21 protein-coding genes and 1 tRNA gene are annotated in these 21,620 nt (G+C 71.3%); 13 read left to right on the top strand and 9 right to left on the bottom strand.

The window, feature by feature from the left end:
- Positions 1–94 precede the first annotated feature (94 nt).
- The gene (locus LCN96_RS00770; RefSeq protein ID WP_225270661.1) at positions 95–790 is read left to right on the top strand and encodes a response regulator transcription factor; all 696 of its coding nucleotides are present in this window, start codon (positions 95–97) and stop codon (positions 788–790) included.
- Positions 790–1,893 (top strand): sensor histidine kinase, encoded by a 1,104-nt coding sequence (locus LCN96_RS00775; protein ID WP_225270662.1) that lies wholly within the window; start codon positions 790–792, stop codon positions 1,891–1,893. The genes LCN96_RS00770 and LCN96_RS00775 overlap by 1 nt, the downstream gene beginning before the upstream one ends.
- Before the next feature lie 17 nt (positions 1,894–1,910).
- Here LCN96_RS00775 and LCN96_RS00780 read toward each other — a convergent pair whose 3' ends face one another.
- Positions 1,911–2,183, bottom strand: a complete 273-nt coding sequence (locus tag LCN96_RS00780; RefSeq protein ID WP_225270663.1) for a hypothetical protein — start codon at positions 2,181–2,183, stop codon at positions 1,911–1,913.
- 310 nt (positions 2,184–2,493) lie between these two features.
- On the opposite strand from LCN96_RS00780, the gene LCN96_RS00785 reads away from it, so the two are divergent.
- The 4 genes from LCN96_RS00785 to mptB all read left to right on the top strand — a co-directional run bounded on the left by LCN96_RS00785 (position 2,494) and on the right by mptB (position 5,971).
- Positions 2,494–2,841: an STAS domain-containing protein gene (locus tag LCN96_RS00785; RefSeq protein ID WP_225270664.1), complete on the top strand. Its 348-nt coding sequence runs from the start codon at positions 2,494–2,496 to the stop codon at positions 2,839–2,841.
- Positions 2,842–2,875: 34 nt separating this feature from the next.
- Positions 2,876–3,604, top strand: coding sequence for a glycosyltransferase family 2 protein (locus LCN96_RS00790; protein WP_225270665.1), 729 nt, complete (start codon positions 2,876–2,878; stop codon positions 3,602–3,604).
- A 19-nt stretch (positions 3,605–3,623) separates the two neighbouring features.
- On the top strand, positions 3,624–4,163 hold the full coding sequence (locus LCN96_RS00795) for a DinB family protein (RefSeq protein ID WP_225270666.1): 540 nt from the start codon (positions 3,624–3,626) through the stop codon (positions 4,161–4,163).
- Positions 4,164–4,543: 380 nt separating this feature from the next.
- Positions 4,544–5,971, top strand: coding sequence for a polyprenol phosphomannose-dependent alpha 1,6 mannosyltransferase MptB (mptB, locus tag LCN96_RS00800; protein WP_225270667.1), 1,428 nt, complete (start codon positions 4,544–4,546; stop codon positions 5,969–5,971).
- Here the strand turns inward: mptB and LCN96_RS00805 are convergent.
- The gene (locus LCN96_RS00805; protein WP_225270668.1) at positions 5,856–8,471 is read right to left on the bottom strand and encodes a hypothetical protein; all 2,616 of its coding nucleotides are present in this window, start codon (positions 8,469–8,471) and stop codon (positions 5,856–5,858) included. The genes mptB and LCN96_RS00805 overlap by 116 nt on opposite strands.
- A 284-nt stretch (positions 8,472–8,755) precedes the next feature.
- Between LCN96_RS00805 and LCN96_RS00810 the strand changes: the two genes are divergently transcribed.
- The 4 genes from LCN96_RS00810 (at position 8,756) to serS (ending at position 12,867) form a co-directional block, all read left to right on the top strand.
- Positions 8,756–9,964 (top strand): glycosyltransferase 87 family protein, encoded by a 1,209-nt coding sequence (locus LCN96_RS00810; RefSeq protein ID WP_225270669.1) that lies wholly within the window; start codon positions 8,756–8,758, stop codon positions 9,962–9,964.
- A gap of 22 nt (positions 9,965–9,986) precedes the next feature.
- Positions 9,987–10,406, top strand: coding sequence for a DUF4446 family protein (locus LCN96_RS00815; protein ID WP_225270670.1), 420 nt, complete (start codon positions 9,987–9,989; stop codon positions 10,404–10,406).
- Positions 10,407–10,553: 147 nt separating this feature from the next.
- Positions 10,554–11,474 (top strand): prephenate dehydratase, encoded by a 921-nt coding sequence (gene pheA / locus LCN96_RS00820; RefSeq protein ID WP_225270671.1) that lies wholly within the window; start codon positions 10,554–10,556, stop codon positions 11,472–11,474.
- 130 nt (positions 11,475–11,604) lie between these two features.
- Complete coding sequence (gene serS, locus LCN96_RS00825) at positions 11,605–12,867, top strand: serine--tRNA ligase (protein WP_225270672.1); 1,263 nt, start codon at positions 11,605–11,607, stop codon at positions 12,865–12,867.
- A 4-nt stretch (positions 12,868–12,871) separates the two neighbouring features.
- Here serS and LCN96_RS00830 read toward each other — a convergent pair whose 3' ends face one another.
- A complete protein-coding gene (locus LCN96_RS00830; RefSeq protein ID WP_225270673.1) occupies positions 12,872–14,212 on the bottom strand; it encodes a hypothetical protein in 1,341 nt (446 codons plus the stop codon).
- Positions 14,213–14,437: 225 nt separating this feature from the next.
- Complete coding sequence (locus LCN96_RS00835; RefSeq protein ID WP_080043977.1) at positions 14,438–14,641, bottom strand: cold-shock protein; 204 nt, start codon at positions 14,639–14,641, stop codon at positions 14,438–14,440.
- 250 nt (positions 14,642–14,891) lie between these two features.
- Here LCN96_RS00835 and LCN96_RS00840 point away from each other — a divergent pair, with 250 nt between their 5' ends.
- Positions 14,892–15,662 carry an HAD family hydrolase gene (locus LCN96_RS00840; protein ID WP_318528343.1) on the top strand — a complete coding sequence of 257 codons (771 nt, stop codon included), beginning with the start codon at positions 14,892–14,894 and terminating at the stop codon, positions 15,660–15,662.
- Between the two features lie 81 nt (positions 15,663–15,743).
- Here the strand turns inward: LCN96_RS00840 and LCN96_RS00845 are convergent, their stop codons facing one another.
- Entirely contained in the window at positions 15,744–16,265 is a 522-nt protein-coding gene (locus tag LCN96_RS00845) for a bacterial proteasome activator family protein (RefSeq protein ID WP_225270675.1), read from the bottom strand.
- 5 nt (positions 16,266–16,270) lie between these two features.
- Positions 16,271–17,227 (bottom strand): NAD(P)H-quinone oxidoreductase, encoded by a 957-nt coding sequence (locus tag LCN96_RS00850; protein ID WP_225270676.1) that lies wholly within the window; start codon positions 17,225–17,227, stop codon positions 16,271–16,273.
- Between the two features lie 114 nt (positions 17,228–17,341).
- Here LCN96_RS00850 and LCN96_RS00855 point away from each other — a divergent pair, with 114 nt between their 5' ends.
- Positions 17,342–19,648 carry a MinD/ParA family ATP-binding protein gene (locus LCN96_RS00855; RefSeq protein WP_225270677.1) on the top strand — a complete coding sequence of 769 codons (2,307 nt, stop codon included), beginning with the start codon at positions 17,342–17,344 and terminating at the stop codon, positions 19,646–19,648.
- 55 nt (positions 19,649–19,703) lie between these two features.
- Here the strand turns inward: LCN96_RS00855 and LCN96_RS00860 are convergent, their stop codons facing one another.
- Positions 19,704–20,141, bottom strand: coding sequence for a BP74-related protein (locus tag LCN96_RS00860; RefSeq protein ID WP_225270678.1), 438 nt, complete (start codon positions 20,139–20,141; stop codon positions 19,704–19,706).
- Between the two features lie 148 nt (positions 20,142–20,289).
- Positions 20,290–20,379 (bottom strand) — tRNA-Ser (locus LCN96_RS00865).
- Between the two features lie 27 nt (positions 20,380–20,406).
- Here LCN96_RS00865 and LCN96_RS00870 point away from each other — a divergent pair.
- Entirely contained in the window at positions 20,407–20,757 is a 351-nt protein-coding gene (locus tag LCN96_RS00870; RefSeq protein WP_225275891.1) for an STAS domain-containing protein, read from the top strand.
- 6 nt (positions 20,758–20,763) lie between these two features.
- Here LCN96_RS00870 and LCN96_RS00875 read toward each other — a convergent pair whose 3' ends face one another.
- The gene (locus LCN96_RS00875) at positions 20,764–21,609 is read right to left on the bottom strand and encodes an NUDIX hydrolase (protein WP_225270679.1); all 846 of its coding nucleotides are present in this window, start codon (positions 21,607–21,609) and stop codon (positions 20,764–20,766) included.
- Between the last annotated feature and the right edge of the window lie 11 nt (positions 21,610–21,620).

The raw sequence follows: 21,620 nt of genomic DNA on the forward strand, positions 1-21,620 counted from the left end.
CAGCCACCGTACGTCCTCGGCCCATGATCGCGCGAGCCTTACGAAGCGATGACGTGCACATCACTTCCCGGCGCCGGGGCCGTACCGTGAAGGCGTGAACACACGCATCCTGGTGGTGGACGACGACCCGACCGTGTCCGAGGTCGTGGCGCGCTATCTGGAGCGTGACGGGCACGAGGTCGAGTGCGTCGGCGACGGCGCCGAGGCGCTGCGCAGGGCGCTGGCCCGGCCGCCCGACCTCATGGTGCTCGACCTGATGCTGCCCAAGCTCGACGGCCTGCAGGTGTGCAGGAAGCTCAGGGAGCGCTGGCCGGTCCCGGTGATCATGCTGACCGCGCTCGGCGAGGAGATCGACCGCGTGGTCGGGCTGGAGACCGGCGCCGACGACTACGTGACCAAGCCGTTCAGCCCCCGCGAGCTGGCGCTGCGCGTGCAGTCGGTGCTGCGGCGGGCGCGCGGCGCCTCCGTTACCGGCGGCACCGGCGTGCTGCGCGACGGTGACCTGGTGGTGGACGTGGGAGCCCACGAGGTACGGCTGCGGGGCGAGGAGGTGCTGCTGACGGCCCGCGAGTTCGACCTGCTGGCCCACCTCATGCGCAACCCGCGCCAGGCGTTCAGCCGGTCGGCGCTGCTCAACCAGGTGTGGGGGTGGTCGTTCGGCGACTCCTCCACCGTGACCGTGCACGTGCGGCGGCTGCGGGAGAAGATCGAGCCTGATCCGACGGATCCGCGGAGAATCGTCACCGTCTGGGGGGTCGGCTACCGGTACGAGCCCATGGACGGCTCCTGATGCCCCGTCCGGGCGACCTGCCCATGATCGTGGCCGTCACGGCCGGGCTGGGGCTGCTCATCGCGCTGTCGGGCATCTGGCTGATGTGGCGGCTGCGTACCAGGTCCATCGGAGTGATGCTGGCCGTGGTCGTGGTGGTCGCCGTGACCGCCACGCTGGCCGGCGTGGTGGCGATCATCAACAAGATGATCATCGAGGGGGCGACCAAGGACTTCGTGCTGAGCGTGGTGGCGGTCGGCGGGCTGGTGGGCCTGGGCGTGGCGTTCGTGCTGGCCAGACGGGTGGTCGGGGAGAGCAGGCGGCTGGTGGAGGCGGTGCGGCACGCGCCGTTCGTGGCGCCGCGCGGGCTGCCTGCCGAGTTGCAGACGATCGCGAACACGCTGGAGGAGGCGTACGCGCGGGAGCGGGCCCTGGAGGGGGCGCGGCGCGAGCTGGTGGCCTGGGTCAGCCACGACCTGCGGACCCCGCTGGCCGGGATGCGCGCCATGGCCGAGGCGCTGGAGGACGGGGTGGTGTCCGACCCCGAGACGGTCGCGCGCTACCACGGGCAGATCAAGCTGGAGGTCGAGCGGCTGTCAGGGATGGTGGACGACCTGTTCGAGCTGTCACGGATCCACGCGGGGGCGCTGCGGCTGTCGCGGGCCAGGGTCGGGCTCGCGGACCTGGTCGCCGACACGCTGGCCGGCGCGGAGCCGCTGGCCAGGGCCAAGGGCGTGGTGCTCACGGCCGAGGCGGCCGCCGCGGTGCCCGTGGAGGCCGACGCGGGAGCTCTCGGCCGGGCCCTGGGAAACCTGGTGGTCAACGCCATCAGGCACACGCCGTCCGACCAGAGCGTGGTGCTCAGGGCCGGGGTCGACTCCTCGGGCATGGCCTGCCTGTCGGTCACCGACTGCTGCGGGGGGATACCGGAGGAGGATCTGCCCCGGGTCTTCGAGGTGGCCTTCCGGGGGGAGACGGCTCGTACCCCTACCGCTGACGGAGGGGCCGGGCTCGGGCTGGCCATCGCGCAGGGGATCGTGGAGGCCCACGACGGGGTGATCGAGGTGGTCAACGACGGGCCGGGGTGCCGGTTCGAGATCCGGCTGCCCCTGGTCGGCGGCTGACCCTTCGCCATCCCCGTTCAGGCGCTCTCCGGGAGGTCCCTGGGCTCGCCGAACGACTCCGCCATCGCCCGGAACGTCGGGCACGGCCAGCGCCACATGCAACTGCGGCACCGCAGGATCGGATGGGCGGTGTCACTCGTGATGCCCCCCGCGTCGCGCGGCTGGTGCAGATCGAGCAACCGGAGCCCCAGCTCCGAGAACCTGAGCAGCTCGGTGCGTGCCCCGGCGAGGAACTCGAGGTCCTCGATCGCGAGTTTGGTGCGGATGGGGACGTAGCCTTCGTGGTTCACCAGGCCGCGCAGGCGCCCTGCTTGGTCATGCCATGACGTCGCCTTGTCTGTGCTGATGAGGATGGTCTCCAGGCGTTCTCGGAGGCCCTGGCGCTGAGCGTCTTCTGGTTTGTCTGCTTTCATCGATGCGGGGCCCGTCGGTCGTGCCCCAGCCCCTCCTTCTCCACGAAGCGGTGGCGGTTCCCGTGTCACGCTGTCAAGCTTCGCGTACTCTCCGTTTTCATGGAGCCCAAACGGAGGACAAAAACCTGTGGTTCCCCCATCGGCGTGACAACGTGACCGGAAGCGCTCGCGCCGCTAGCCTGCCCATGTGGAGCTCAAGGTCTCGACTCGATCACACGCCGGGTGCGCACTCGTTGCCATCACCGGAGAAATCGACCTCTATACGGCGCCCCACCTGCAGTCCGAGTTCACTCGGCTGCTGCAGGACGGGCCTAGCCGGGTGGTCATCGACATGTCCGCCGTGGATTTCTGCGACTCCACGGGGATGAACGTGCTGCTCTCGGCGCTGAAGCGGATGAAAGAGCAGGGCGGGACGCTGGAAGTGGCGGCCCCGCGTCCGGCCGTACGCAAGATCCTGCAGGTCACCGGGCTCGACTCGGTGTTCACCGTCCATGATGAGGTGCCGCAGGAGTTCCTCATCGCAGAGGGCTCATGACGAGGTTCTCCCGTCGCCGCGGAGGCGATGACCGGTGAGTGGCGACACGGCTGTCATCATTCCCGCCGCCAACGAGGCCGACCGCATCGCGGCCACCGTCAAGGCCGCCGCGGCCCTGCCCGGCGTCGACCTCGTGGTGGTCGTGGACGACGGCTCGGCCGACCAGACCGGCAGGGTGGCCAGGGCGGCCGGAGCCAGGGTGGTGCGTCACAGCCGCAACCGCGGCAAGGCCGCCGCCATGGAGACGGGCGCCGAGGCCGTGCGCCTGCTCGACGAGGACGCCGCGCCGCGCCACCTCCTCTTCCTCGACGCCGACCTCGGCGACACGGCCGCCGCCGCCGCGCCCCTCATCGAGCCCGTACGCGCGGGCGAGGCGGACATGACGATCGCCGTGTTCAGCACCCGGGTGCGGCTCGGCGGGCACGGCTTAGTCGTACGGCTGTCCAAGGAGGGCATCCGCCGGGCCACCGGCTTCGACCCCGCCCAGCCGCTCAACGGGCAACGCTGCCTGACCAGGGCCGCGTTCGAGGCCGCGCGGCCACTCGCGCACGGGTTCGGGGTGGAGACCGCGCTGACCATCGACCTGCTGCGCAAGCGCTACCGCGTGGTCGAGGTCGAGGTCGACATGGCCCACAGGGCCACGGGCACCGACTGGCGGGCGCAGCTGCACCGGGCACGGCAGCTGCGTGACGTGGCCAGGGCGTTGGCGGTGCGGGAGCCGGTGGTCGTTCAGAACCTCGACAAGCTGCGGCATCGGCGGTGATCGGTCCTAGACTTCCGGCATGCCGGACATAGACGAGCAGGGCCGCCCCGAACCTCCCCTCGACGGTGACGAACTCGCCACCCTCGTGGGTTACCTGGAGTTCCACCGCGCCACCTTCGCGTGGAAGTGCGCCGGGCTGGACGCGGCCGGGCTCAAGGCCACCGTGGGGGTCTCGTCGATGACGCTGGGCGGGATGCTCAAGCACCTGGCCTACGTCGAGGACCACTGGTTCTCCCGCCACCTGCACGACCGCGAGGGCCAGCCCCTGTGGGCCACGGTGGATTGGAAGAGCGACCCCGACTGGGACTGGCACTCGGCCGCCGCCGACACTCCCGAGGAACTGCGCGACCTCTGGCAGGACGCCGTGTCCCGCTCCCGCCTCCTGCTCGACGAGGCGGTCGCGGACGGCGGCCTCGGCCGTCTGTCCCGGCGCGCCTGGCCCGACGGGCGTCGGGTGAGTGTGCGGTGGATCCTGGTGCACATGATCGAGGAGTACGCGCGGCACAACGGGCACGCCGACCTGATCCGCGAGTCGGTGGACGGGCTGACGGGCGAGTGATGCTGCCTGTGGGCACGGGCGCGGGCGGGTGATGCTGCCCGTGAGCGTGGCCGTCCACAGGCCCGGCCGTGCTCGACGCGGCCTGCGGGGGCGGTTGTCCACAGGTGGCCGTGCTCGACGCGGCCTGCGGAGGCGATCGTCCACAGGCGGCCGTGCTCGACGCGGCCTGCAGTGTGCGGCTGTCCACAGGCGGCCGTGTTTCTCGATGCCCGTAGGCGCAGTCGTCCACAGGCGGCCGTGCTTGACGCCGTCCGCGCTCACGGTCGTCCACAAGTAGCCGTGCTTCGGCCGGACGCGCCCCGCGAGTGTGCTGGAATTTCCCGGTGACTTCGCAGACGCAGCGCCCACGGGCCCGGAGCCGATCGGCAGGGGCCGCCACGGTGGCGATCGGCGTCTCGATCCTGCTCACCATCGCCCTCGGCGTGCTCGGCCCGTCGGCGATGGTCCCCGCGCTGGGCGGCCCGCCCTGGCAGCCCCCGTTCTCCCTGGGCGTCGAGCCCGATCCGCACCTGGTGATCGCACTGGCGGCGGCGGCCATCCTGCTCGGCGGCCTCGGCCTGCTGGCCGCCCTGCTCGCCCTCAGGAGTCCCGGCACGCACCGGCTGCCCGACCCACGGCGGCTCGTCGCGGCCGGCTGCCTAGCCGCCGGCATCCTGGCGTTCCTGCCGCCGTCGGGCTCCGGCGACCACCTCAACTACGCCGCGTACGGCCGCATGGTGACCCTCGGCCTCAGCCCGTACACGCACGGCGCCGTTGACCTGCCCGGCGACCCCATCGCCGACGCCGTGGAGAAGCCCTGGCGCGAGGAGCCGAGCGTCTACGGCCCCGTGGCCACGGCGGTGCAGGCGCTGGCGAGCTGGATCGGCGGCGACTCGCTCCGGCTGACGATCTTCGTCCTGGCCCTCGTCAACGCCGCCGCGTTCATCGCCACAGCCCTGCTCCTCGACCGCTTCACCAGGCACGACCCGGCCAGACGCCTGCGCGCCGCGCTGCTCTGGACGGCCAACCCCCTCCTGCTCTACCAGCTTGTCGCGGGCATGCACGTCGACACCCTCGCCATCGCCTGCATGGTCGCCGCGCTCCTGGCCAGGGGCCGCCCCGTCGGCGCGGGCGCGCTGCTGGGCCTCGGGGTGGCGATCAAGGTCAACGCCGGGCTGGTGGCCCTGGGGCCGGCCTGGGAGCTGCGGCGGCGCCCCGCCCGCCTGGCTCTCATGGCGGGCTGCGCGGTCGCGGTGGTGATCGTGGGGTACGCGATCGTCGGGCCCGAGGCGATCGGCCCCATGACCAGGACGAGCAAATCGATCTCGCACGCGTCACCGTGGAAGCTCGTCCAGGGCGGGCTGCAGACGGTGGTGGGCACCGGCAGCGCGTACCGGGGCGAGATCCAGATCGGCTCGCTCCTGCTGCTGGCGCTCGTCGCCTGGGCGCTGCTCCGGTGGGCCGCACGCAGACAGCCCCTGGCCGGCGAGCTGGACGCCCCGATGGTGGCGGTGGGGCTGATGGTGGCCTACCTCTTCGCCACGCCGTACATCCTGCCGTGGTACGACGGGCTGGCGTTCGGGCTGCTGGCGCTGGTGGCGGCTGCCACCCTGGACCTGTTCGTGGTGGTGCACCTGACGGTCCTGTCGCTGGCGTACCTGCCTGCCAGGGTGGAGGGGGTGCCGGCCGAGCTCGGCTGGCTCAGCGGGGAGCTCAGGCCCCGGCTCGCCTGGGTGCTGCTGGCTCTGACCGTGGCGCTGGTGGTGTGGGCGTGGCGAGCTGCAGGGCCCGCACGCAGGCCGCGAGCGTCAGCGGCACCGCCACCGTGAGGGCCATGGCGGGAATGGCGATGCCGGAGTCGTTCATGAGGAAGCCGACGAACGCACACGTCAGTGCACCGAACAACCCCGCCCTGAACACCGGCGCCTGCCGATAGGCCAGGCCCAGCCCGGCGGCCCCCCAGCGCGACGGCCGCGCCAGCACCAGGAACAGGAAGGCCAGCGCGACCAGCGAGAGGAGAGTTAGCGACCAGTTCCCCACCGTCACACCCACCATGGCACTGAATTTCCGGCCGACGACCGTCCACGCCTGGCCGTCGATGATCTGCTGCACGAAGTTCCCCAGGTGCGTCCGCTGCGTTTCGGGCCGCAACCAGTCCACGACCGACAGCACCCCCACGATCGCGGCCCCCGCCAACCCCACGACCACCAGCCTGAGCACCGACACCCGCTTACCCGACAGCAGCAACAGGAACACGGCCAGCCCGACCACGAACGCCGGCACCCCGCCGAAGTCCGCCCCCCAGGCGGGCCACCCGTCCGCGAAGATCGCGAACCCTCCGTACACCGCGCACACCCCGACGACCACCGCCCTCGGCACCTTCTTGCCGAGCAGCCACTGAGCCACCCCGGCCAGGCCGAGGATGGTGCCGGTGGCGTAGATGGCGAAGGCGATGTTGCTGAACCCGTAGAACCGGCCGCCGGTCACGGGCTCGTAGCCGGTTACGGCGTTGACCTGGAGTTTCGAGCCCGTCATGACGTCGATCAGGAGGGCCAGGGAGGTGATGGCGGCGACGGTGGTGAGGGGGCCCAGTACGTGGGAGCGCCAGGGGCCGGCGAAGGCGATGGCGGTGATGAGGGCGGCTATGGCGAGGATCGTGATGATCACGGAGAGCATGGGAGTGGGGAGGGTCCACCAGGGGATCAGCTGGGCCAGGAAGGTGGAGATGGCGATGGCGCCGCTGATCACGGCTACTACTTGCACGGATTTGAGCAGCTTGGAGGTGCTCGCGTCCCCGACACCCACCCCCTCCGCTCGGGCACCGGCGCCTACGCGTTCGCTCGTGCCCGCGCCCGCGCCCGCGCCCGCGCCCGTGCTCGTGCTCGCGCCTGCACCCGCGCTTGCACTCAGGCCCGCGCCTGCACTCGCGCCTGTGCTTGCACCACCGTCCGCGCCTGCGCCTGCGCTTGCATCGGTGCTCGTGCCCTGGCGAGCGCCGAGGCCAGCCTCCGCACCGCCGCGCACGCCAGCACCCGCGTCCGCGGATCCCACGCTTCCTGCACCTTCGGCGTTCCGTGGTGTGGCGGCGTTCGGGGAGCGGCGGCGGCGCAGGCGGAGGGCGAGGGCGGCGAAGGCGTAGAAGAGCAGCTGGACCGTGACCAGGACGGCGAAGAACGGGCCGCGCACCTCGCGCAGCACCTGGCTGGCGAGGTCCGCGTCCGCCAGCTCCGTCACCGTGCCGGACGGGGTGGCGGGGGCGGCGCCGCCGGGCTGCCAGGGGCGGCCGACGACCTCGCGGGCGGCGGGGAGGCCCAGGAGCTGGATGGTGGTGGCGGTGAGGTCGGTGATCGCGACCAGGGCGTCCTGGCGGGTGGAGGTCGCGGTGAGGTGACCGTGCGGGTAGGGCTTGCCGCCCGGGGAGGGGCCGGTGGCGAGGGCGAGGTGGAGGTGGGCGTTCGGGGTGACGTCCGAGATGCCCGCGACCAGGATCGTGGTGTCGGCGGGGAGCCGGCTGATCAGGGTGCCGATGTGCTGGTCCAGCTCCGTGACCGCCGCCTGGCGGGCTGCGGTGGGGAGGGGGGTGGGGACGCCGTACTCGTCGAGGGGCTGTTTGGCCCAGGCGGTGGCGAGGGCGTCGGCGTCGAAGACGATCAGGTGGTAGGGGCTGGGGTCGCCCAGGGAGTCGAGATTGGTGGCGTATTTGGCGATATTTCCTGACTTGTCGGCCGCCGCCAGCGCGGCGCCCGCGCCGATCGCGGCCACCTTGCCGCCGCCGTCCACGACGAGCTGGCCTAGGGTGCCGAGCTTGGCGTCGTAGCCGGTCTCCGCCTGGTATGCGCTCAAGGCGCGCCAGTTCGGGATCGTGGCACCGTCGCCGTTCTGCTGGGGTGTGGGCGGGGGTGGGCAGCCCTTGCCTTCGGTGCCGGCCCGCTGGCCCGCCGAGACGGTCAGCCAGCCGGCTATGGGGCAGGTGATGCCGCGGTCCGGGGGTGGGACGGCTCGGGTGGAGAGCGAGGCCGACGCTCCCTGGGCCGCCAGGCGCCACAGGTTCGGGGTTCTGGTCTCGTCCAGGTCGCTCCACTCCAGGCCGGGGACGCCGATGAGGGCCACCCGGCGCTGGGGCGTGGTCTGGGGCGTGGCCTGGAGCGCGGTCTGGGGCGCGGCCTGGACGGGTGTCTTGGTGGGCGTCTGGGCTGTGGCGTCGCTCGTTGCTGTGGTGGTGCCTCCACGCACGCTTGTGGTGGCGCGGCTGCCCGAGCCCGAGCCCGAGCCCGCGACGGTGCGGTTGTGCGCGTCAAGGTCTGTGGTGTTGCTGGTGTGCGGGTGCACGCCTGTAGTTGTGCTGTTGCGCGCGTCCAGATCGGCGGTGGCCGAGGCGGTGCTCGGGCTCCAGCCCGTATGAGTCGGGGCGGTGGCGCTCAGGGCTGGGGTGGTGAGGAAGGGGGTGAGGGTCAGAGCGAGGAGGGTGGCGGCGAGGGGGCGGGTGGCTAGACGGCCGAGGCGGTGGCGCGCCCCGTACCGGCCCCGGGGCGGGCACGGCGTGGCGTTCGGCATGTACGGACCCCCAGTAGTCTGCCCCTCGATCAACAACAGCCACGGTAACGTGCCACACCGTGACAAGTGGCGAGGTGCGGGTGATCCGGCGGCAGTGGTGGGCGTGGGCGATCGTGGTGCTCATGGTCGCGGCGGCCGTGGCGCCGCTGGTGCAGCAGTGGCTGACGAACCCCGACGACCAGCGGCTCGTTGACCTGGACGTTTACCGTACCGGCGGCCAGATGTTGCTGGACGGACGGCCGGTGTACGACTACGTCACGCCCGCCCCGCAGCTGCTGCCGTTCACGTACCCGCCCATCGCCGCGATGCTGGCCGTTCTGCTGGCCGCGATGTCGTGGGAGACGGCGCAGTGGGTGTGGACGGCCGGGGTCTTCGTGGCGCTGGCGGTGACCGTGTGGCTCTCCTTCCGGCAGGCGCTGGAGCGGGAGTCGCTGCGGAGGTACGCGCCGTGGGCGTTCGCGCTGCTCATGGTGATGTGCACGTACCTGATGCCGATCAGGGACCAGGTCAGGTTCGGGCAGGTGGACATCCTGCTGGTCGCCCTCTGCCTGGCCGACTGCGTGGTCAGGCGGCCGTGGTGGCCGAGGGGGTTCCTGATCGGGCTGGCGACCGCGGTCAAGCTGACGCCCGGGGTCTTCCTGATCTATCTGCTGGTCACGCGGCAGTGGCGGACGCTCTTCATGGCGTCGTTCGTGGCGGCGGTGCTGACGCTGCTGCCGTTCGCGGTGATGCCGCAGGACGCGGCGGACTTCTGGTTCAGGGCGCTGCTCGATCCCGAACGGCTCGGCGCGAACGCGGCGACCACCAACCAGTCGATCAGGGGCATGCTGATCCGGCTGTACCTGCCGCAGGAGTGGCTGACCTCGCTGATCTGGCTGGTGGCCGTGGGCGTGGTGGGGTGGTTCGGTTTCCGGGGGGCGCGGGACGCGTACCGGGCGGGTGACACGTTCGCGGCGGTCGCGCTGGTGGGGTTGATGGCGGTGTTGCTGTCGCCGGTGGCCTGGATCCACCACCTGGCGTGGGTGGTCGTGGTGCTCGGGGCCATCGTGGGCGACGGGCGGGATCCCGTCCGGGTGCGGGTGGCCGTCGGGGTGTGGTTGTACTACGTGGTGCCGGTGCCGTGGTGGGGGGTGTCGCTGATCAGACTCGACATTCCCGGGGTCAGCCTGGTGTTGGGCAAGATCGTGCAGAACGGGTTCGGGCTGGGCGCGGTGGCACTGGTGTGGTTGTTGGTGTCCTGGCTGCCGAAACGCCGACAGATCGCTTGACTCAGCCATTACTGTCTGTGCCGTGCTCGTTACCACATGGGTGATCGTGGGTGTCGTCGCCGGCATCAGTGGCGTGATGATCGGCCACCTGGCGCTGCGGCAGGCCAGGGCGACGGTGGAGGACTGCCAGCGGCTGCTGTCCTTGCAGATCAGCCAGGGGCGGGGCGATCTCAAGGCGGTGCGCGACGTCGCCGTGTGCCAGTACGACGCGCTCGCGGAGATGACCGGGAGGATGTCGTTCTCGGTGGCGATGATCAACGGGCTGGGTGACGGGATCGTGCTGACGTCCATCAACGGGCGCAGCGAGACCCGCACCTACGTGCGGACCGTGGTGGGCGGCAAGGGGCAGCAGCCGCTGTCGCCGGAGGAGGAAGAGGCGGTGCGGGCGGCGCGGCTCGGGCTCGGGCCCGTGGTGGCCTGCCGGGCCTCGCAGCTGCTCTGAGCGGCGTGAAGCTTCTGAGGGGCGTGAAGCTGCTCCGAGCGGCTTCGAGCGTGCCTTGAGCGGCGTGAAGCTGCTCTGCGCGGCTCTTGCCGGAGTCGGTGGGTGAAATGGCCGCGGGTGCTGTCCACCTGCGGATAGCCTGTAAGTATGCCCAGACTCGCCTATCTCGGACCCGAAGGCACCTTCACCGAAGAGGCCCTGCGGCTCCTCGACCCCACCGCCGAGCGGCTGCCGTGCGCGACCGTGAGCGCCGCGCTCAACGCCGCCCGCTCCGGTGACGCCGACGGCGCCGTGGTCCCGCTGGAGAACTCGATCGAGGGTGCGATCACCACCACGCTCGACGAGTTCGCCTGGGGCGAGCCGTTGCTGATCAACGCCGAGCTGCTGCTGCCGGTGCAGTTCTCGCTGCTGGCCCGGCCCGACACCGAGATTCCGCACATCAAGCGGGTCTACACGCACCCCGCCGCCATCACGCAGTGCCGCGCCTTCATCGCGCGTGAGCTGCCCGACGCCGTCGTGGTGGCCGCCCCCTCGACCGCGGCCGCCGCGCAGGAGGTGTCGCTGCCCGGCTCGCCGTACGACGCCGCGATCGCCGCGCGCATCGCCGGGGAGCACTACGGGCTGGTGGAGCTGGCCACCGACATCGGCGACAGGTCCGACACCGTGACCAGGTTCGTCAAGGTGAGCCGGCCGGGGCCGCTGCCGGAGGCGACCGGCTCCGACCGCACCACGCTGGTGGTCTTCCTGGCCGACGACCACCCGGGCGCGCTGCTGGAGATGCTGACCGAGTTCTCCGTGCGCGGGGTCAACCTGACGCGCATCGAGTCGCGGCCGACCGGTGACGGGATCGGGCGGTACTTCTTCCACTTCGACTTCGAGGGGCACGTGGCCGACGCCCGGGTGGGCGAGGCGATCGCCGGGCTGCACCGGATCTGTGGTGAGGTGCGGTTCCTGGGGAGCTACCCGCGGGCCGACGGCATGACGCCGCAGATCAAGCGCGGGACGTCCGACCCGGAGTTCGCGGAGGCCGGTGACTGGCTGGCCAGGATCAGGGCCGGTCAGGTCTGAGCCGGAAGCCGAGGGTTCGGGCCGATCAGGTCTGAGGAGGCCGGGGTCCGGGCCGGTCAGGTCTGAGACGCGAGCCGGGGTGCGGGGAAAGCAGGGGCGCGGTGCCTCCGTCCGCCGGTAGCCTTTCCTTGTGATTGACCTGCGTACCCTTCGTGAGGACCCCGACCGGCTACGGGCGTCGCAGCGTGCCCGCGGCGAGGACGACTCGGTCGTCGACACGCTGCTCGACCTCGACGAGCGCCGCCGATCCGCGCTGACCTCGTTCGAGTCCATGCGCGCCGAGCAGAAGAGCATGGGCAAGTCGGTCTCCAAGGCGCAGGGCGAGGAGAAGGCCGCGCTGCTCCAGCGCGCCAAGGACCTCGCGGGCCAGGTCAAGACCGCCGAGTCGGAGGCCGAGAAGCTGGGCGCCGAGCTCGACGAGCTGCTCCAGTCGGTGCCCAACATCGTGGAGGAGGGCGCGCCGCCCGGCGGCGAGGACGACTACGTGGTGCTGGAGACGCACGGCGAGCCCCGCGCGTTCGACTTCGAGCCGAAGGACCACCTGGAGCTGGGTGAGGCCCTCGGCGCCATCGACATGGAGCGCGGCGCCAAGGTCTCGGGCTCGCGCTTCTTCTTCCTCAAGGGCGTCGGCGCGCGGCTGCAACTCGGCCTGCTCAACATGGCCATGCAGCAGGCGATCGAGGCCGGGTTCACGCCGATGATCACGCCCGTGCTCGTCAAGCCGGAGACCATGCAGGGCACCGGCTTCCACGTGGCCCACGACAAGGAGATCTACCGGCTCCCCGAGGACGACCTCTACCTCGTCGGCACCTCCGAGGTGGCGCTGGCCGGCTACCACGCCCAGGAGATCATCAGCGCCGACGAGCTGCCGCTGCGTTACGCGGGCTGGTCGTCGTGCTTCCGCCGCGAGGCGGGCTCGTACGGCAAGGACACCAGGGGCATCATCCGGGTCCACCAGTTCGACAAGGTGGAGATGTTCTCGTACGTGCGGCCTGAGGACGCCCACGAGGAGCACCAGCGGCTGCTCGCCTGGGAGAAGGAGATGCTGGCCAAGATCGAGGTGCCGTACCGGATCATCGACACGGCGGCGGGCGATCTCGGCATGTCGGCGGCCCGCAAGTTCGACTGCGAGGCGTGGATCCCCACGCAGGGCCGCTACCGCGAGCTGACCTCGACGTCCAACTGCACGGAGTTCCAGGCCCGCAGGCTCGCCGTCCGCTACCGCGACAAGGACGGCAAGCCGCAGCACCTGGCCACGCTCAACGGCACGCTCGCCACGACCCGCTGGATCGTGGCGATCCTGGAGAACCACCAGCAGGCCGACGGGTCCGTGGTGGTCCCGCAGGCGTTGCGTCCCTACGTGGGGCTCGACGTGCTGACGCCGGTGAAGTAGAGCCTCACGCCCCGGTGAGGTGGTCGGAGCTCGCCCTGCGGGCGTCGATCCTGATGGTGACACTCGCCACCACCACGACGACGACGCCCATCAGCACGGCGAGCCTGACCGCCCCGTCGTAGGTGTCCACCACCCCGCGTGCCCACCACGTGAACGGCAGGTGGACGGCCCCGTACATGAGCATCGAGGCCATCGCCCCGAGGACGGCAGGGACCGGCCGCGCCCGGCCCGCGAAGGCCAGCACGACGCAGCCCACGGCTCCCGACAGGCCCACGAGCAGGCCGAGGAGAGGGATGGGCACTCCCAGGGCGTAGTACGAGTCCGGGAGGGAGTCGAGGCTGACCAGGAGCAGCAGGCCCAGGCAGGAGGCGAGCGCGGAGCCCGTGTAGGCGAGGGCGAACTGGCGCAGCCCGGCCCCGACGCCGGCGAACAACATGCAGGCGGCCAGGAAGATCGCCACGTTCCGCTCGGGGTCCAGGTTCAGCTCGTGCGGCTCGGCGCCGGGCCAGCCGACCCGCCGCCACGTGCCCGACGTGTCGCGGACCGCGATGCCGTCCAGGCCGTTCGCCACGACGACGACGTGCCCGCCCTGGTACGCCTGCACGGCCAGCGACCGCGAACGCAGCCCGGACGGGTCGTCGTACTGCCTGGTCAGGCGCTCCAGCTCGGCGGCGGAGGGCGCCCACGAGGTACGCCACGTGTCGCCGCCGTCGTCCGACTGCTCCACGCCCAGCCGGTCCTTGAGCACCTGGTAGCACCGGGTGGCCTGCCCGGGCACGCACTGGGCGCTCTGCGCGTGCTCGATCACGGGGCGGTGGCCCGGACTCCAGGTACGGCCGCCGTCCTCGGACGTCAGCGTGCCCGCGAGGGTCGTGTGCACGTGGATCCGGTCCCCGTCCTGCTCGACGGCGTGGGCCGACGGCGGCGGATGCACGGCCCCGGTGGCGGTGACGGCGAGCACGGCCAGGGGCATCGTGACGACGATCCGCCAGCGGGCCGAGGCGGGGCGGCGCAGGGTGCGCCGGCGCACCCACCACGCCAGAGCGAGGGCAGGCAGGGCCAGAAGGTCCGTGGGATCCGCCAGGACGCGCGACGGGCCCGCGACGAGGGTCCAAGCATGGGAGGCGACCTCCGCGCCCGTCTCCGTCGATTTCACGAGCGTGTAGAGCGCCCCGGTGAGCACGGTCGCCACCAGGTCGGCCCGCCGCCAGAACAGCAGCGCCAGCAGCGCGGGCGCCACGACCAGGCCGGCGACGTCGCTGAGCTTGCCCGTGAGGAGACCGGGCCAGGCCTGCTTGAGCAGGTGGTCGTTGACCAGCAGCACGAGCACCCCGGCAACGGTCACGGGGTGACACAACCACGCGTACCTCATACCCAAGTTGATGGATCAGCGTGGCCGGCGGTTCAAGGGGTGTGTGAGTCGAGTCACAGCCGTGACCGATCCGACATCAGGTCCGTGATCTTTGTCACGTTTCGGCTGTCCCGGACCGCCGTTAGGGACGGCCCGGGACAGCAAAAGACCGGAGCCCGCTGGAAGCGAACCCCGGTCTATCTCGCTGCTACAGGTTCGTTAGAGGGCACGGACCTGAGAGGCCTGCGGCCCCTTCTGTCCCTGCGTGATCTCGAACTCGACCCGCTGGCCGTCTTCAAGGCTGCGGTAGCCGTTGCCGACGATCTCGGAGAAGTGAACGAACACGTCCGGCGCACCGCCGTCCGGGGCGATGAAGCCGAAGCCCTTCTCGGCGTTGAACCACTTGACGGTTCCCTGAGCCATAAAAGCTCTCCCTCAGGATGTGAATCTATGGGACCCACACCTCGTGGGTCCCGGTGTGTCGTACAGCAAGCACCCGGGGTGGCTCAGACAAAGTCATGCTGGTTTTCACTACGGGATCAGCTAATACAACGCCATCACATCTAACACCATTCTGGAGCGTTGGTGTTCCCGTCCTCAGGAAGATTTCTGTCGGGCGGCATCACCGGGCAAACTGGAACCTGTTATGCAGAGTCTTCCCGCGCCGCGTCTAGTGGCCACCGACCTCGACGGAACCGCCTTGCGGACCGACGGAACCGTGTCTCCCCGAACGGTCGCCGCCTTCGGCAAGGTCGAGGAATCAGGGGCCGTGCTGGCCTTCGTGACGGGGCGTCCGCCCCGGTGGATGGGCGGGGTGGCCGCCGCCGTGCGCCACCGTGGCCTGGCCATCTGTGCGAACGGGGCGCTGATCTACGATCTCCATACCGAACGGATAGTGGAATCTCACCTCATCGCCGTGGAGGTACTCGAGGAAGTCGTCGCTCAGCTAAGAGCGAACGTGTCCGAACTCGTATTTTCGGTCGAGTATGAAGCCGGTTTTGCGCATGAGTCCGATTTCCTGCTGGGCGGCTTGGACCGCCACCAGGGCAGGGTGCTGCTCGACTCGGTGACCGCCCAGCCGTGCGCCAAGCTGCTGGCCCTGCACCCGGCCATGGGCGCGGACGAGCTGCAGGCCGTCGTGGAGGAGCTGGTGGGGCACCTGGTGACCGCCACGCACTCCAGCCGGAGGGGCCTGATCGAGATGAGCGCCCAGGGCGTGACGAAGGCGAGCGCCCTCGCGGCGTTCGCGGCGGAGCACGGGATCAAGGACACCCAGACGGTCGCCTTCGGCGACATGCCGAACGACCTGCCCATGCTGAGCTGGGCAGGTACGTCGTACGCGGTCGCCAACGCGCACCCCGACGTGCTGGCAGCGGTCGATCACGTGACCGCGACCAACGACGAGGACGGGGTGGCCCGGGTGATCGAGGAGCTCTACCGGTAGCCGGCGGCTCCGCCGTGGCGCGGGCGCCGGCCCTCGGCTACAGGTACGGCCCTGAACTTCCGTGCGGGCGCCGGCCCTCGGTTACAGGTACGGCCCTGAACCTCCGTGCGGCCGCTGGCCCTCGTCGCCGGGCACGCCGGGCACGCCGGGCAGCGCCCTGCGCATCTGCTCCAGCTGGGCGCGAGCGGCCATCTGCTGGGCGAACAGCGTGGTCTGGATGCCGTGGAACAACCCTTCGAGCCAACCCACGAGCTGGGCGTGCGCGATGCGCAGCTCCGCCTCGCTCGGCGGCGTGCCGTTGTCGTCGGTGAACGGCAGCGACAGCCGCTCCAGCTCGTCGACCAGCTCCGGTGCCAACCCGTCCTCGAGCTCCTTGATGGAGGACTCGTGGATCTCCTTCAGCCGCTTGCGGCTGGCCTCGTCGAGAGGAGCCGCGCGAACCTCCTCGAGCAGCTGGCGGATCATGCTGCCGATGCGCATCACCTTGGCGGGCTGCTCGACCAGGTTGGTGACCGAGCGATCCTCTTCGCCGCTATCGCCCTGACCTTGGAAGTCGGGGCCCACCACCACGATGTGGGGGGTGTTGTTGTCCTCAGCATTCATAACACTCACCGTACTAGCAGGATCTTGCCGACGTGCTCTCCCGAATCCAACATTCGGTGAGCTTCCGCCGCCTCGGACATGGGGACCTCCGCGTACACGACGGGACGCACGGCACCCGCTCCGACCAGGGGCCAGACGTTGTCGACGACGCTGCGGACGATGACGCCCTTCTCGTCGACAGGACGGGCACGCAGCGTCGTGGCGTGCACCGACAGGCGCTTGGCGAGCATGGCGCCGAGGTCGATCTCGCCCTTGCGGCCGCCCTGCAGCCCGATGATCACCAGCCGGCCGCCGGCGCGCAGCGCCCGGACGTTCCCGGCCAGGTACTTCGCGCCCATGATGTCGAGGATGACGTCGGCGCGCACCTTGTCGGCGAAGTCCTCCTCGCGGTAGTTGATGACCTCGTCGGCGCCCAGCTCCCTGACCCGCTCGCCCTTGGCCGCCGAACCGACGGTGGTGACGACGTGCGAGCCGAGCGCCTTGGCCAGCTGCACCGCGAACGTGCCGATGCCGCTGGCCCCGCCGTGCACCAGCAGCGTCTCGCCCCTGCGCAGCCGGCCGACCATGAACACGTTCGACCAGACGGTGCACGCCACCTCGGGCAGCCCGGCGGCCTCACGCAGCGACACCCCCTCGGGCACGGGCATGACCTGCTGCCAGGGCACCGCTACGCGCTCGGCGTAACCCCCGCCCCCGAGCAGCGCGCACACCTCGTCCCCCGGCTTGAACTGCTCCACGTCCGCGCCGACCTCCGCCACCACACCGGAGACCTCCAGCCCCGGGTACGGCGGGGAGCCCGGAGGCGGGTCGTAGAATCCCTGCCGTTGCAGGACGTCGGCGCGGTTCACCGCCGAGGCGGTCACGTCGATGAGCACGTCACCGCGCTCCACCGGCGGCTCCGGCACCTCGCGCCACTCCAGCACCTCTGGTCCGCCCGGCCTGGCGATCTCAATGGCTCGCATGTGAACCACGGTAGCCGGGCAAAGAAGTTGTGGGTTGCCGGGCTGCGCGGTTACCCAGGGCGTTAATCTGCAAGGTATTTGCTGCCCCTTTAGACCCACCCGAGGGGGAACACGGTGGCAAGACACGATCGAGAGGAATCTCTCGAGGAACAGCTGGCCTGGCTGGATGCGATCAAGGAGACGGAGGAGGCCCCCGTCTCTGTCAGCGCCTCGGCCGCTGCCGCCGACGAGCCGATCGCCTCGCCGTACCCCAAGGACCCGTGGGCGCTGGTGCCCCAGCACCACGACACCCCGACGCCGCCGCTGTTCCGCGCGGCCGTCGACTCCGTGTACGGCGCCGAGGCGGCCGAGGAGGTGCCCGAGCGGGAGAGCGAGGCCGGAGAGTGGCTCGGCAGGGCCGCCGTCAAGGAGGAGCCGCCCGCGCCCGCCGACGACCCCTTCCACGCGCCGCTGAAGCCCCTGCCGCGGCCGGACGACACCGATGCCTATCCGTCGCTGTCGTTCACGCCGCCCGAGCAGGTCACCTCCCGGCCTGAGGAGACCGCGTGGCCGCCCGCCGGCGAGGAGACGGCCTGGGTGACGCCGCCCGACTGGCCCCGGCCTGCCGCCGACGAGTCCGGCTCCGGCTCCGGTCCCGTGGAGGAGACTGCCGCTCCCGCCGACAGGGCTGCCCGTACGGAGGAGGAGCCCGCGCGGGGCGACGGGCCGGTGGAGGAGAAGGTCGCCTGGGCCGACACCCAGCCGGGCAACGAGCGCCCCTTCTGGGAGACGCAGACGGGCCAGGCCGAGGAGGAAGCCGCGCCGCCGCAGACGCTGCCGCGCGTGGACCTCCCGTCCGCCGATCTGCCACGTGGCGATGCGTCGCGCACCGACGGACCCCACGGCGAGGCGACCTACGGCGATACGCGCCGCGTCGATGCGCGCCGTCCAGAGGCGAGCTTCACGGATGCGGGCCACACGGATGCGGGCCACACGGATGCGGGCCACACGGATGCGGGCCACACGGATGCGGGCCACACGGACGAGGGCCACACGGAGGGCCGTGCGGACGAGGGCCGTGCGGATGCCGCCCATGGCGATGCGCACCGCGCCGAGCCACCCCACACGGATGCGGGCCGCGCCGACGCACAACGCGCCGACGCACAACGCGCCGACTCACCCCCCTGGGCAGAGTCGTCGGAGACCCTGCCCAGAAGCGACCGCCCCCAGTGGAACGACCCGGACGCCCGAGCCGGCCAGGATCACCGCCTCACCTGGTCCGAGCAGCAGGACCGGTCCCACTGGACCGAGCGCTCCCCGGACCGCACCGGCTGGGCCGACCAGCCGGAGGACCGCCCCCAGTGGGCCGACCACGGCGACGACCGCCCGCAGTGGACCGAGCAGCCCGAATGGCGCCCCGCCGAGCGCGACATCCCGCCCGCACCGCGCCGCCGCCCGGCCCCGACCCCGGTCTTCACCGCCCCCGCCAGGCCCCCGGTCACCGGCCGCCCGACCGCAGAGAGTCTCGACCCGGAGTCCCTGCTGCGCGGCAGGCGGAACGCCCCCTCCAAGGGCTGGCGCCGCCTGATCTACAAGGCGTCCGGCGGCTGGATCAAGCCCGGCGAGTCACCGGAGGTGCGCCGCCGCCGCGAGCTGGTCACCAGGGCTCGCACCCCGGTCACGGCCGGCCACCACCGTGTGGCCGTGCTGAGCCTGAAGGGCGGGGTGGGCAAGACCACGACGACGGTCGGCCTCGGCGCCACCCTGGCCCAGATGCGCGGCGACCGCGTCATCGCCGTGGACGCCAACCCCGACAGGGGCACGCTGTCCGACAAGCTCGTCCTGGAGACCTCGGCCACTGTGCGCGACCTGCTCAACGAGCGTGACCAGGTCAAGCGGTACGTCGACATCAGGGCGTTCACCTCGCAGGCGCCGTCGCGGCTGGAGGTGCTGGCCTCCGACCGGGACCCGTCGGTCTCGGAGGCGTTCAGCGGCGCCGACTACCAGGCCGTCTCGCAGGTGCTGGAGAACTTCTACTCCATCTGCATCACCGACTGCGGCACGGGCCTGCTGCACTCCGCCATGGGCGGCGTGCTCGGGCTGGCCGACCAGATCGTGCTGGTCAGCTCCCCGTCCGTGGACGGCGCCAGGGCCGCCTCCGCGACACTCGACTGGCTGGAGGCGCACCACTACGCCGACCTGGTCAAGAACGCGACCGTGGTGCTGTGCAGCGTCAGGCCCCGCTCGAAGTCCGCAGTGGACATCAAGAAGCTGGAGGCCCACTTCGCCGCCAGGTGCCGCGCGGTGATCCGGGTGCCGTACGACCCGCACCTTGAGGAGGGCGCGGAGATCGACCTCGACCGGCTCCAGGAGCCCACGAGGGACGCGTACCTGCAGCTCGCCGCCTGCGTGGGCGACGGCTTCGCGGGCGTCATGGAATGACGGCCGCCGCGCGCTGCCGGTGCCGGTCACCGGCGGCGCGCGGCACGGCCGGGGGTCACGGCGCGGGCAGCTCCCTGACCAGCCGGGAGGTCCACGGGCAGAAGACGAGCCCGGGCAGGAACGCGCCGCCCGCCTCGTCCAGATGGTCCTCGACGTACGGGATCGTGGCGTCGCACACCTCGATGGCCGCGTCGAAGAAGTCCACGGTGTCGGAGTTGTAGTGGTAGCTCCAGCGGGGGTTGTACGGCGCCGGCCGCTTCAGGATCCTGCCGACGACGTGCGGCCGGTCCAGCGTCTCGCCGTTGACCAGGTCACGGGCGTGCCGGATCTTGGCGGGGTCGGTGAGCTGGACGACGAACTCCTCGCGGGTGATGTCCGTCATCACGAAGTAGGCCGCCGGCGCGGCCTGCACGGCCGTGGCGGGGGCGGCCGCGCTCAGGACGGCGAGCGCGGCGGCCAGCGGAACGGCGAGCTTACGGGTGATGCGTCGCATGCGGTACCTCCGGTACGGGGGGTTGAGATCCACAACCCTTCGACACGGAAGGTAGCGACATGACTACTGTGCGTGACACTAGCGATGTCGCCACACAGTTCTGGCTTGACTCGGGCGGCTCAGGGCATGTCGGGAGCCCCAGGAAATCTGGCGGAGGGTGTGGGATTCGAACCCACGAGGCCATCGCTGACCTGGCCGCTTTCAAGGCGGCTGCACTCGTCCACTATGCGAACCCTCCTGTGCGGAAACCACGATAGCGGCTGTGATGACAGGGGTGTACGTTCAGGAGGTGGCGGATCTCAACGTCGAGGTGCAGCGCGGCGGCTGCGACGCGCGTGTGCGCCTCACCGGCGACCTCGACAAGCTCACGGCGCCACTGCTGAAGGACGCTCTGGTGCAGCTGTTCACCGAGGGCCGCGTGGAGATCGTGATCGACGCAGGAAAGCTGGACTTCTGTGACTCCAGCGGCTTATGGGTGCTGGTGGAGCACCAGCGCAGGGTCTCTGCGCACGCCGGCTCCCTGGGCCTCGTCGGCGTCCACGGCGTGCTGCAGCGGGTGCTCGACGTGACGGGGCTCAAGGCCGCCTTCGACCGCGTGGTCCCCGCCGAGCTGTGAGCACCGCTACCCGCCGAGCTGGGCCAGCAGCCACTTGGGGCCCACGGTCTCGGCGCCCAGCCTGGCCACCCGCTCCTTCAGCGCCCGGTCGGCGGTGACGACGAGCATCCGCTCCCAGGGCTTGGCCCGGCGCACGACGTCCACGATCGCGTCGTCGCCGCTGCCGGTGGCCGCGACCACCTGCACCCCCTCCACGGCCGGCGCGCTTCTGGCGGCGCCCTCCACGACCGCCACCATCCGCGGATACCACTGCGCCAGCACGGGATGCGCCAGCCGCAGCCCGGAGACCTCCCGCAGCAGCCGGGTGGCGGCCCCGAGCCGGTCGTTCCACCAGCCGCGCTCGGCCCGCGCGCCGACGATGTTGGCCACGTCCAGCACGACCGTCTCCGGCCTGATCGCGCTCTGGATTTCGCTCCAGGTCGCCGCGAAGCCGGGGTGCAGCTTGCGCGTGGTGACCTCGGGCAGCGCCAGCCAGCGCAGCTCGGTGCTCTCGCGGTTGGCGGGCGCCGCGGCCAGCAGCTCGGCCGACTCGGCGATCACCGTCTCGAACGCCCACCCGCCGTGGTCGTCGAGGTAGACGCCCTGCACCCGCAGGCCGTCGCCGGCCAGCGCCGCCTCCTCGTGGGCCTCGCGCAGCGCGCTGGCGACCGCGTCCTCGTGGCTGTCACGGGCGCCGCCGGGCAGCCCCCAGGTGCCGCCGTGGTGGCTCCACCAGGACCGCTTCTGCATCAGCACGTACGGCACCCCGGCGTCGTCGTGATGGACCACCAGGAGCCCTGAGGCGCCGTGGACCCCCCAGTGCCGGTGACCCTGGGCGCACGCGGTCCACCCATCGCCGTCCTTAGCCGCCATGGGGCAATTCT

Origin of the sequence: Nonomuraea gerenzanensis, from assembly GCF_020215645.1 — a bacterium.
Lineage (GTDB): Bacteria > Actinomycetota > Actinomycetes > Streptosporangiales > Streptosporangiaceae > Nonomuraea > Nonomuraea gerenzanensis.

Coding starts and splice junctions, on each gene's coding strand:
- LCN96_RS00795 (WP_225270666.1), top strand. CDS start 3,624: ATGCCGGACATAGACGAGCAGGGCCGCCCCGAACCTCCCCTCGACGGT.
- LCN96_RS00870 (WP_225275891.1), top strand. CDS start 20,407: ATGACAGGGGTGTACGTTCAGGAGGTGGCGGATCTCAACGTCGAGGTG.
- LCN96_RS00775 (WP_225270662.1), top strand. CDS start 790: ATGCCCCGTCCGGGCGACCTGCCCATGATCGTGGCCGTCACGGCCGGG.
- LCN96_RS00850 (WP_225270676.1), bottom strand. CDS start 17,227: ATGCGAGCCATTGAGATCGCCAGGCCGGGCGGACCAGAGGTGCTGGAG.
- pheA (WP_225270671.1), top strand. CDS start 10,554: ATGCCCAGACTCGCCTATCTCGGACCCGAAGGCACCTTCACCGAAGAG.
- LCN96_RS00860 (WP_225270678.1), bottom strand. CDS start 20,141: ATGCGACGCATCACCCGTAAGCTCGCCGTTCCGCTGGCCGCCGCGCTC.
- LCN96_RS00845 (WP_225270675.1), bottom strand. CDS start 16,265: ATGAATGCTGAGGACAACAACACCCCCCACATCGTGGTGGTGGGCCCC.
- LCN96_RS00875 (WP_225270679.1), bottom strand. CDS start 21,609: ATGGCGGCTAAGGACGGCGATGGGTGGACCGCGTGCGCCCAGGGTCAC.
- LCN96_RS00835 (WP_080043977.1), bottom strand. CDS start 14,641: ATGGCTCAGGGAACCGTCAAGTGGTTCAACGCCGAGAAGGGCTTCGGC.